Source organism: Streptomyces sp. MS191 (assembly GCF_008042125.1).
In the GTDB taxonomy this organism is placed as follows: Bacteria; Actinomycetota; Actinomycetes; order Streptomycetales; family Streptomycetaceae; genus Streptomyces.
In genome coordinates, this window is the sequence record NZ_RDBI01000040.1 from 244011 (window position 1) to 254393 (window position 10383).

Here is a 10383-nt window from a genome sequence, read left to right on the forward strand (position 1 = left end):
CTGCTGGAACGCTGCCCTCATGGCGCAGACCCAGCAGACCGGCACGGGGTACATCGGGCAGTTCACGGCGGTCGATCCCGTGGTGGACCGGATGCGGAGCTTCCGTTCGACCTGGCACCCCGCCGACGGGGTCGCGGTCTTCAACCGGGTCTATCTGACGGTGACGGAGGAGATCGGCCACGCCATCGAGGCGGGCACCTTCGCCGACCGGCGGGCCGCCGCCACCCTCGACGTCCGTTTCGCGGAGCGGTACCTGGAGGTGGTCGACGCGGTCGCCACCGGCTGCCCGGCCCCGGCCTGCTGGCGGCCGCTCTTCCAGTACCGGCGGCACCCCGGCGTCCGCCCCCTGCAGTTCGCCCTGGCCGGGATCAACGCGCACATCGGGCACGACCTGGCGCTGGCCGTGGTGGACAGCTGCCGGACGCTCGACTGCGCGCCCGCGGAGCTGGAGGACGAGTTCGACCGCGTCGGCGACATCCTCGTCCTGCTGGAGGAGCGCATCCGCGAGGAGCTGATGCCGGGCCCCGACCTGCTGGAGGTCGCGGACCCGCTGACGCACCTGCTCGGCTGCTGGAGCCTGGACCGGGCCCGGGACGGGGCCTGGCTCGCCGCCCGCTCGCTGTGGCAGCTGCGCGGACTGCCCGACCTGGCCGAGGAGTTCCGGGAACGCCTCGACCGGTCGGTGGGTCTGGTGGGGCGGATGCTGCTGACGCCGCTCGCACGGTGCGGCTGACCGCTCTCGCGGCCGCTCGCGCACCGGTACTGTCCGCCCCACTGCCCCAACGGGGTCAGTCCTCCGGAAGTTCCACCGGGGCGATCTCGTCGTACACGTCGCCCGGACCCGGGTTCGTGGCGTCCGTCTCGCCGCCGAAGTGGTGCATGACGCCCCACACGGCGTTCAGCGCGGTCTGCACGGCGCCCTCGGCCCAGCCGGCCGTCCACGAGATGTCGTCGCCTGCCAGGAAGATGCCCCGCTTGTCCTCGGGCAGCCGGTCCTGCATGAAGTGGGTGAACAGGCGCCGCTGGTAGCGGTAGTGACCGGGCAGGTTGGCCTTGAACGCACCCATGAACCAGGGCTCGTTCTCCCAGGACACGGTCACCGGGTTGCCGATGATGTGCTTGCGGATGTCGACCTTCGGGTAGATCTCGCCGAGCGACTTCAGCATGACCTCCATCCGCTCGTTCGCGGACAGCGGCAGCCACTTCAGGCTGTCGTCGCACCAGGTGTACGACAGGCAGATCACGGCCGGCTTGTCCGGACCGTCGTCCAGGAGGTACGTGCCGCGGGTCATCCGGTCGGTCAGGGTCATCGACATGACGTCGCGGCCCGTCGGGTTCCCCTCGTCGTCGACGGCCTTGTCCAGCCAGAACGGCCGGTCGACCGGCACGAAGAGCTTCGAGCTCTCCATGTAGTGGGTCCGCTCCATCGCGGTCCAGTGGTCGATCGGGAAGAGCGAGTCGTCGCAGGCGATCTTGGACAGCAGCAGCCAGGACTGCGCCGTGAAGATCGCCGCCCGGAACGTCCGGATGTCGCCGGAGGCGTCGGTGACCGTGATCCGGTTGCCGGCGGTGCGGTTCAGCCGCGTCACGGCCGGCTTCGGGTCGCCCTCGTGCAGGGACCGCAGCGAGGTGCCGGGCGCCCAGTGGACGATCTTCTCCGGCTCGCGCTCCCACAGGCGCAGCGGCAGCTGCTGGGAGCCGCCCACGATGCCGCGGTGGTGGTCGTCGGCCTCGGTGTAGACGACGCGGAGGATCTCCAGGATGGAGTTCGGGAAGTCGGTGTCCCAGCCGCCGGTGCCGAAGCCGACCTGGCCGAAGATCTCACGGTGCCGGAAGGACTTGAAGGACTCCGAGTCGCACAGGAAGCCGTAGAAGGTCTGGTTGTCGAGCTTCTCGACGAGCTTCGACCAGATCTCGCGGATGCGCGGGACGTCACGCTCGCGCATGGCCTGGTTCATGTCGGAGAAGTCGGCGCCCTCCTCCAGGCAGGCGTTCCAGGCGGCGGCGACGTCGCGGTAGACCTGGGGCAGGTCGTCGACCGTCTCCGCGTAGTGCGACTCGCCCTTGAGGTCGACCACGGTCGACGGGGTGGACTCGGCGAGCGGGTTCGGGAACGGCGAGGTCTTCAGGTCGACCAGGTCGATGTAGTGCTGGAGCGCGGTGGAGGAGGGCGGGAAGCGCATCGCGCCCATCTCGGCGGTCAGCCCGTCGGTGCCGGTGCCCTCGAAGCCGACGGTCCGCAGCCGGCCGCCGATCTGGTCGGCCTCGTAGACGACGGGCTTGAGGCCCATCTTCATCAGCTCGTACGCGGCGATGATGCCGGAGAGCCCACCGCCGATGATCGCCACCTCGGTGCCGTGCTCGGTCGCGGGTATCTGGCCGAGACCGGCCGGGTGGGCCAGGAAGTCGTCGTAGGCGTACGGGAAGTCCGGACCGAACATGGTGATCGGCGGCTGCGCGTCGGTGTGCTGGACGGCGGTGGGCACCGTGGACGTCATGGGGTACGGACTCCTTGCGGGGAAAGACTGGGGAGGGAGACGGGCGGGCGGGCCGAGGTCAGACGGCGAGGGAGCCGTAGAGGCCGGGACGGCGGTCGCTCAGGTACGGGTTGTCCGTCCGCGAGGCGGCCAGGAGTGCGGGGTCGACGTCGCCGAGCACCAGGTCGTCGCCGCGGCCGGCGCGCGCCCGGGCGGTGCCGTCGGGGCCGGCGAGTGTGGAGAGTCCGACGAACTCGAACTCGCCCTCCGTGCCGGCCCGGTTGGCGTACGCCACGTACATCTGGTTCTCGAAGGCGCGGACGGGGACGACCGATTCGGCGACGACCTCGGCGGGGTGCATGAGCGCGGTCGGCACGAGGAGGAGGTCCGTACCGGCCAGCGCCTGCGCCCGCACGTTCTCCGGGAACTCGACGTCGTAGCAGATCATCAGGCCCACCGTGAGGCCGCCGAGCTCCGCCTGGACGACGCTGTCGTCTCCGGGGGTGAACCACTGCCGCTCGAAGGCGCCGTAGAGGTGGGTCTTCCGGTAGTGCAGGAGTACCTCGCCGTCGGCACCGAGGACCTGGGCGGCGTTGTACAGGACTCCGTGCCGCTCGGTGTCCCGCTCCGGGTAGCCGTAGCCGACGGCCAGGCCGTGGCGGACGGCGATGGCGGCGACGGCACGGGCGGACGGGCCGTCCGCCGGCTCGGCCAGACGGGCCAGGTCGGCGCCGATGGCGTACCCGGTGAGGAACAGCTCGGGAGCGAGGAGGAGCCCGGCCCCGGCGGCGGCCGCGCGGGCGGCGGCCTCGTCGAGGAGCTTCAGGTTCGCGGCCACGTCACCGAGCTCACCGGAGCTCTGGAGCAGGGCGGTGCGCAGCGCGGGCATGGGCGATCCTCGGGGGTCCGGAGCGAAGGGGAAGACGTCAAAAACGGTACGGTTCCGGACTCTCCCGGGACAAGGCGCGACCGTTGCGGACCGACCGTCGATGCGTTGCGCGATCACCCGGTGCGGCGGTGATTCGTTGCGCGCCCTGGGCGCCGGGGCTCCGCCCGGGGTCGTAGGCCCTCCCCGCCGCGCGGCGGAGGCGGGACCGTTCCGCGGCCCGACGCCCCGGGGCGGTCCGGGCGGAAGAGTGGTGGCTGTCCGGTTGACCTGCCGAAAGGAACGACATGAACCGCCGTACGAAGATCGCCGCCGTCGCCGCCGCACTGCTGATCACCGCCGGGGCCGCGAACTCGGCCGTCGCGTCGGGCGACGGGAGGGGCGGCAGCCGGGAGGCCTCCGCGCTGACCGGGACCGCGAAGCTCTACCGCCCGGCCGGCGACGACATCACCTTCTCCTTCGACGCGCATCTGGCGGCGAAGGACAACAAGGATCCGGAGGCCGCCACCGGGACGATCCGGTTCAGCCACTACAAGGGCGGCAAGGGCGGCTACGCGGTGGCCGAGGTGGACTGCCTGGTCACGGGCGGCAAGGTGGCGGTCGTCACGGGCGTCGTCACCGAGACGGACGTGGACGGCTTCCGGAACAAGCGGGTCGGCGTCTCCGTCCACGACGACGGCCGGCACGACCGGCTCGGCTACAACTGGATCACCAAGGAGGAGTACAAGGAACTGCCTCCCTGCATGAGCACGGCCCCGTTCGAGAAGGTCCGGTCGGGGACCGGCGACTTCCACGTACTGCCCTGGCGGCTCGAGTACCCGACGGAGTAGGCGCGAGCCGGTCCGGAGGAGCCGGCGGGCCGGCCGGTCGACCGGGGCGGTGCGGGAACCACGGCCCGCACCCCTCCGGCGTCCGGACGGTCCGCCCGGGCAGGCTCTAGGCGGGCGAGCCGGAGGAGAAGCGCCTCAGGAGCGGCGAGAGCACCAGCACCGACTTGGTGCGCTCCACGAACGGCTCGCCCGCGATGCGTTCGAGCACCCGCTCGAAGTGGCGCATGTCCGAGGCGAAGACCTGCACGACGGCGTCCGCGTCACCGGTGACGGTCGACGCGGACACCACCTCGGGATACCGCTCCAGACCTCGCCGGATGTCGTCCGGCGAGGTGTTGTGGCGGCAGTAGATCTCGACGAACCCCTCGGTCTCCCAGCCGAGCGCCGCCGGGTCCACCCGGACGGTGAAGCCGGTGATCGCGCCCTCGGCCCGGAGCCGGTCCACGCGCCGCTTCACGGCGGGCGCGGAGAGCCCGACGAGCGAGCCGATGTCGGCGTACGAGCGACGGGCGTCCTCCGCCAGGGCGTGGACGATGCGTTCGTCGAGGTCGTTGAGTCGCACTACGGGTGGATCACTTCTCTGCGGAGGCCAGTCGGGAGCGGCGCATGCCGTACAGGAAGTAGAACACGAGGCCCACGGCCATCCAGCCACCGAAGACCTTCCAGGTGACCAGGTCGAGGGTGTACATGCTGTAGCCGCAGAAGAGGAAGCCCAGCGCCGGGAAGAGCGGCCCGAACGGGACCTTGAAGGAACGCTCCATGTCACGGCGGGTGTAGCGGAGCACCACCACGGCGACGTTGACCAGGGCGAAGGCGAAGAGCGTGCCGATGCTGGTCGCGTTGACCAGTTCACCCAGCGGGACGACCGCGGCGAGCAGGCCGCAGAAGACCGAGACGATCACGGTGTTGACGCGGGGCGTACCGGTCTTGACGTGGACCTTGCCGAAGACCTTCGGGACGAGGCCGTCGCGGGACATCGCGAAGAGGATGCGGGTCTGGCCGTAGAGCACGGTGAGCACGACACTCGCGATGGAGATGACGGCGCCGGCGGCGAGGAGGGTGCCCCAGAAGCTCTGGCCGGTCACGTCGTTCATGATCGCGGCGAGGGTGGCCTCGGAGCCGGCGAACTTCTTCCAGTCCCAGGCGCCCACCGCGACGGCGGAGACGAGGACGTACAGCGCCGTCACGATGACCAGCGAGAGCATGATCGCCCGGGGCAGGTCGCGCTTGGGGTTCTTGGCCTCCTCGCCGGCCGTGGAGGCGGCGTCGAAGCCGATGTAGGAGAAGAAGAGGATCGCACCGGCGGCGCCGACGCTGCCGGGGCCGAGCGGCATGAAGTCGCTGTAGTTGCCGGACTTGAAGCCCATGAAGCCGATGGCGCAGAAGAGGACCAGGGCCCCGATCTTCACCGCGACCATGATCGTGTTGGCGCGGGCCGACTCCTTGGCGCCGCCGAGCAGGAACACCATCGCCAGCAGGACGACGATCAGCGCCGGGAGGTTGAATATCCCGCCGTCGCCGGGGGGTGCGCTGAGCGCGGTGGGCAGCGTGACGCCGAGGGTGCCGTCGAGGAGCTCGTTCAGGTAGTCGCCCCAGCCGACGGCCACGGCCGCGATGGACACGCCGTACTCCAGGAGCAGGCACCAGCCGCACACCCAGGCGACGAGCTCACCCATCGTTGCGTACGCATACGAGTACGACGAGCCCGCGACCGGGATGGTGCCGGCCAGCTCCGCATACGACAGCGCCGAGAACAGCGCCGTGAGTCCGGCGAAGACGAAGGCCAGCGTGACGGCGGGGCCGGCCTCCGGCACGGCCTCGCCGAGCACCACGAAGATGCCGGTGCCGAGGGTCGCGCCGATGCTGATCATGGTCAGCTGCCACATCGAGAGGGACCGGCGAAGGCTGCCGCCCTCACCCTGACCACCCTCTTCGACCAGGGTTTCCACCGGCTTGCGCCGGGTGAGGGCGGAGAGCACGGTCGCCTTGGGGACGGTCGGCTCGGTGGCCGGCGGGGCTGCGCCTTGATCCAGCACTGCGGGGACTCCTTGATCGCTGCCTGTCGGGGGCGCGACGACCGCGGCGGAGCGCGGGCATGCCGGAGCAGCCCGCGAGGGGTGGAGACCGCCGAGCAGGCGGTCGCCGCCACTCCTGGTACGAAGCACGATGCTAGAGCCCAGCGCTTCGCATCCGTAATGCAGGGTTGTTGCGCATGAGTAGATGATCATTGCGCGCTGGCGGAACAGACGGGGAAACATTGCGCCCCACCGCATGAATCGACACATTGGGGGTGTGAACCCCCCGGTCCCTGTGCATTGACTCCTCATGCCCCATCACGCACTGTGCGACCCCTCGACGTCTTCCCGAACGGAGGCCTCGGTGGGCTGGCTCGACCCGGAACCCTTCCTGCGCGGCACCGCCTGGCTCGACCACGGACGCGCCGTGCGCGCCGATCCCGCGGACCTTGCCCGGCTGCCGTGGGACACCGCGGAGCGCGCCGCCCTGCCCATCGGCGTACGCGTCGAGTTCGAGGCTTCGCCCGCCACCCGGGCGGTCGAGCTGCGCTACCGCGCGGCCGTCCCCGGCCGCGGGGACGCGTTGCGCGAGCTGCGCCACTGCTTCGCCCTGTGGCAGGGCGGCGCGGCGACCCCTCGACGTCTTCCCGAACGGAGGCCTCGGTGGGCTGGCTCGACCCGGAACCCTTCCTGCGCGGCACCGCCTGGCTCGACCACGGACGCGCCGTGCGCGCCGATCCCGCGGACCTTGCCCGGCTGCCGTGGGACACCGCGGAGCGCGCCGCCCTGCCCATCGGCGTACGCGTCGAGTTCGAGGCTTCGCCCGCCACCCGGGCGGTCGAGCTGCGCTACCGCGCGGCCGTCCCCGGCCGCGGGGACGCGTTGCGCGAGCTGCGCCACTGCTTCGCCCTGTGGCAGGGCGGCGCGTGCGTCACCGAGGTCTTCACCGATCCGGCGGAGGAGTCGACCGTCACCCTCCGACTGCCCCCCGGCGGCGGCTCGTTCACCGTCCACCTGCCGGAGAGCCAGGCCCCCGTCGTCCTGGGCCTGCGGGCGGACGGCGGCTCCCTCACCCCGGGACCCCGCCGCCCCCGGTGGCTGGTGCACGGTGATTCGATCACCGAGGGCTGGTGGTCGACCCGGCCGGCGTACTCCTGGCCGGCGACGGCGGGCCGGGAACTGGGGCTGGACACGGTCAACCTCGGATTCGCGGGCGGCGCGCGCGGCGAACTGCCGCTCGCCGAGCAGCTCGCGAGCCTGCCCGGCGACCTGCTGACACTGGCCTTCGGCACCAACTGCTGGGCCGCGGTGCCGTGTTCGGCGTCGCTGCTCTACGAGACGACGCGGGCCTTCGTCACGCTGGTGCGCCAGGGGCATCCGGACACCCCGTTGCTCCTCCTCTCCCCCGTCCTGCGCCCGGCGGCCGAGACCACCGGGAACGCCCTCGGGGCCACCCTCGGGGAGCTGCGTGCCGCGATGGAGGACGCGGCCCGGGACCTGGTCGCGGACGGCGACGAGCACCTCACGCTGCTGCCCGGCCTTCCGCTGCTCACCCCGGACGACCTCGCGGACGGCCTGCACCCCAACGACCGCGGCCACGCCCGCCTGGCGTCGGCCGTGGCCGGGGCGCTGCGGCAGGCCGGCTACGTGGGCGCGTCCGGCCCGCCCCGGGCGCGACGCGAAGGCGCCTGACGGGGGCGGCGCGGGGGTCGCCCGCGCGACCGGCCGGCCGACGCCCGCGGAGCCGTCGCCGGGTGCGCGGAGGTGGCCGTCGGCGGCTGCGCCGGGTGGCCGGGCCCGGACGGGAACGGCGAGGGCCCCCGGGAGAAGCTCCCRGGGGCCCTGTGCGCTCCCGCGCGGCCCGCGACGTGCCGGGGGCCGCGCGTACGGTCACGAGCGGCGCGTACGGGCCACCGGGCCCGTCCGCGCCGCCGGTGGGTTCAGCGGTTCAGCTCCAGCTCGCGTGCAGCGGCTTGCCCTCGGCGTAGCCGGCGGCGCTCTGGATGCCGACCACGGCCTTCTCCTCGAACTCGGCCAGGGAGGCCGCACCGGCGTAGGTGCAGGAGGAGCGGACGCCCGCGATGATCGAGTCGATCAGGTCCTCGACGCCCGGGCGGGCCGGGTCGAGGAACATCCGGGAGGTCGAGATGCCCTCCTCGAAGAGTCCCTTGCGCGCGCGGTCGTACGCCGACTCCTCGCTCGTGCGGTTGCGCACGGCGCGGGCCGAGGCCATGCCGAAGGACTCCTTGTACAGGCGGCCGTGGGCGTCCTGCTGGAGGTCGCCCGGGGACTCATACGTGCCGGCGAACCAGGAGCCGATCATCACGTTGGACGCGCCGGCGGCGAGCGCCATGGCCACGTCGCGCGGGTGCCGGACACCGCCGTCGGCCCAGACGTGCTTGCCGTACTTCTTCGCCTCGGCGGCGCATTCGAGGACCGCCGAGAACTGGGGGCGGCCGACACCGGTCATCATGCGGGTGGTGCACATGGCGCCGGGGCCCACACCGACCTTGATGATGTCCGCGCCGGCCTCGATGAGGTCGCGCACGCCCTCGGCGGCGACGATGTTGCCCGCGACGATCGGCACGTGCGGGTCGAGACCCCGCACGGCCTTGATCGCGGCGATCATCGACTCCTGGTGGCCGTGCGCGGTGTCGACGACGAGGGTGTCCACACCGGCGTCGAGGAGCTGCTTGGCCTTGCCCGCAACGTCGCCGTTGATGCCGACGGCGGCGGCGATGCGCAGCTGTCCCTTGGCGTCGGTGGCCGGGGTGTAGAGGGTCGCGCGGAGCGCGCCCTTGCGGGTGAGGATGCCGACCAGGCGGCCGTCCCCGTCCACGGCCGGCGCGTAGCGGCGGTTGGCCTGGTCCAGGATGTTGAAGGCCTCGCGCGGGTCGATGTCCGCGTCGAGGAGCAGCAGGTCCTTGGACATGACCTCGGACAGCTGGGTGAAGCGGTCCACTCCGGACAGGTCGGCGTCGGTGACGACACCGATCGGGCGGCGGTCCTCGTCGACGACGACACCGGCGTCGTGCGCGCGCTTGGGCAGCAGGGAGAGCGCGTCGGCCACGGTCTGGTGCTCGGCGAGCTCGATGGCGGTGTCCAGGACGTGGTGGCGGCTCTTCACCCACGACACGACGTCGGTGACGACCTCGATCGGGATGTCCTGGGGGATGACGACGATGCCGCCGCGGCGGGCGACGGTCTCGGCCATCCGGCGGCCGGCGATCGCGGTCATGTTGGCCACGACCAGCGGGATCGTCGTGCCGGTGCCGTCGGGCGAGGCGAGGTCCACGGCCTGGCGGGAACCCACGGCCGAGCGGCTCGGCACCATGAACACATCGTCGTACGTCAGGTCGTACGGCGGCTTGACGTCATTGAGGAAACGCACGTGCTGAACATCCAGTCGTTCGGAGTGGCCCCTAGGCATTTCAGCCAGGGGAAAAAGCACGTAGTTCATTGTCCCACGGTGGTAGGCATACCAGTCCAGGGCGATTCATCCGAGGCTTCCGGCATCACTCTCGGAGGATCCTCCAAGGGCGAGCAGGACCATGAGGCCGGACGGGCTCGCGTCGACCGCCGCCGCGAAGACCTCCTCGGCGATCGACCAGTCCCGCGGGCGGGCCTCGGCGTAGTCCTGCCACCGGGTCACGACGACGGAGACCGGGCCGGGGAGATCGCCCAGGCAGTCGGCCAGGGCGTCCCAGTTCCGTCCGAACCAGGCGGGGAGGCCGAGTGCGGCGGCGCAGCGGTCCATGAAGGCGTCCTTGTCCAGGACGCCGTGGAGGTCGAGGACGACGGCGTCGCGCAGCACGTCATCGGGTGTCATCGGGCACGACCTCCCGGAAGGTCTCGTAGTGGTCGTCCGTGTAGTAGGTCTCGCCGCCCCGGCCGGTGACGAGGCGGCGGGCGCCGCGGTCGCGTTCACCGGGGGTGCGGACGGTGTACTCGCGGTAGTAGCCACGCTCGCGCCGCGGCAGGATCCGCTCGAAGTTGGCGAAGGTCGCGCCGTCCTTGCCGTACGGGAAGGGCCCGCCCCGCTCGATCAGGCGCAGGGTCGCCCGGGCCTCGGCGGGCAGTTCGCCGACCGGGACGGCAGGGAGCCCGGAGACGCGTCCGGGCGCGGTCGCGGACCGCGCCGGGGCCGGCCGGGTGGGGGTGACCCGCGGTGGGGG

10 protein-coding genes are annotated in these 10383 nt (G+C 71.9%); 3 read left to right on the forward strand and 7 right to left on the reverse strand.

Annotated features, from left to right (window positions below):
- Window positions 1-19 precede the first annotated feature (19 nt).
- Window positions 20-733 carry a DUF5995 family protein gene (locus EAO71_RS07955; protein ID WP_147977071.1) on the forward strand — a complete coding sequence of 238 codons (714 nt, stop codon included), beginning with the start codon at window positions 20-22 and terminating at the stop codon, window positions 731-733.
- A gap of 55 nt (window positions 734-788) precedes the next feature.
- Here the strand turns inward: EAO71_RS07955 and EAO71_RS07960 are convergent, their stop codons facing one another.
- Together EAO71_RS07960 and EAO71_RS07965 are read right to left on the reverse strand one after the other, a co-directional pair.
- Entirely contained in the window at window positions 789-2498 is a 1710-nt protein-coding gene (locus EAO71_RS07960) for a flavin monoamine oxidase family protein (protein WP_147977072.1), read from the reverse strand.
- 58 nt (window positions 2499-2556) lie between these two features.
- Window positions 2557-3366 carry a carbon-nitrogen hydrolase family protein gene (locus EAO71_RS07965; protein WP_147977073.1) on the reverse strand — a complete coding sequence of 270 codons (810 nt, stop codon included), beginning with the start codon at window positions 3364-3366 and terminating at the stop codon, window positions 2557-2559.
- Between the two features lie 284 nt (window positions 3367-3650).
- On the opposite strand from EAO71_RS07965, the gene EAO71_RS07970 reads away from it, so the two are divergent.
- The gene (locus tag EAO71_RS07970) at window positions 3651-4193 is read left to right on the forward strand and encodes a Repetin (RefSeq protein ID WP_147977074.1); all 543 of its coding nucleotides are present in this window, start codon (window positions 3651-3653) and stop codon (window positions 4191-4193) included.
- A gap of 106 nt (window positions 4194-4299) precedes the next feature.
- Here the strand turns inward: EAO71_RS07970 and EAO71_RS07975 are convergent, their stop codons facing one another.
- Window positions 4300-4755: an Lrp/AsnC family transcriptional regulator gene (locus EAO71_RS07975; protein WP_015032260.1), complete on the reverse strand. Its 456-nt coding sequence runs from the start codon at window positions 4753-4755 to the stop codon at window positions 4300-4302.
- 10 nt (window positions 4756-4765) lie between these two features.
- On the reverse strand, window positions 4766-6229 hold the full coding sequence (locus tag EAO71_RS07980) for an amino acid permease (RefSeq protein ID WP_147977075.1): 1464 nt from the start codon (window positions 6227-6229) through the stop codon (window positions 4766-4768).
- Window positions 6230-6871: 642 nt separating this feature from the next.
- On the opposite strand from EAO71_RS07980, the gene EAO71_RS07990 reads away from it, so the two are divergent.
- On the forward strand, window positions 6872-7900 hold the full coding sequence (locus EAO71_RS07990) for a GDSL-type esterase/lipase family protein (RefSeq protein ID WP_147977076.1): 1029 nt from the start codon (window positions 6872-6874) through the stop codon (window positions 7898-7900).
- A 256-nt stretch (window positions 7901-8156) separates the two neighbouring features.
- On the opposite strand, the gene EAO71_RS07995 is transcribed toward EAO71_RS07990, so the two are convergent.
- The 3 genes from EAO71_RS07995 to EAO71_RS08005 all read right to left on the reverse strand — a co-directional run.
- Complete coding sequence (locus tag EAO71_RS07995; RefSeq protein WP_187282602.1) at window positions 8157-9599, reverse strand: GuaB1 family IMP dehydrogenase-related protein; 1443 nt, start codon at window positions 9597-9599, stop codon at window positions 8157-8159.
- Between the two features lie 105 nt (window positions 9600-9704).
- The gene (locus EAO71_RS08000) at window positions 9705-10037 is read right to left on the reverse strand and encodes a barstar family protein (RefSeq protein WP_147977078.1); all 333 of its coding nucleotides are present in this window, start codon (window positions 10035-10037) and stop codon (window positions 9705-9707) included.
- Window positions 10024-10383: guanyl-specific ribonuclease (locus tag EAO71_RS08005; protein ID WP_147979170.1), on the reverse strand; the 360-nt coding region annotated here is incomplete at its 5' end. The genes EAO71_RS08005 and EAO71_RS08000, both read right to left, overlap by 14 nt.

Coding starts and splice junctions, on each gene's coding strand:
- EAO71_RS07955 (WP_147977071.1), top strand. CDS start 20: ATGGCGCAGACCCAGCAGACCGGCACGGGGTACATCGGGCAGTTCACG.
- EAO71_RS07960 (WP_147977072.1), bottom strand. CDS start 2,498: ATGACGTCCACGGTGCCCACCGCCGTCCAGCACACCGACGCGCAGCCG.
- EAO71_RS07965 (WP_147977073.1), bottom strand. CDS start 3,366: ATGCCCGCGCTGCGCACCGCCCTGCTCCAGAGCTCCGGTGAGCTCGGT.
- EAO71_RS07970 (WP_147977074.1), top strand. CDS start 3,651: ATGAACCGCCGTACGAAGATCGCCGCCGTCGCCGCCGCACTGCTGATC.
- EAO71_RS08000 (WP_147977078.1), bottom strand. CDS start 10,037: ATGACACCCGATGACGTGCTGCGCGACGCCGTCGTCCTCGACCTCCAC.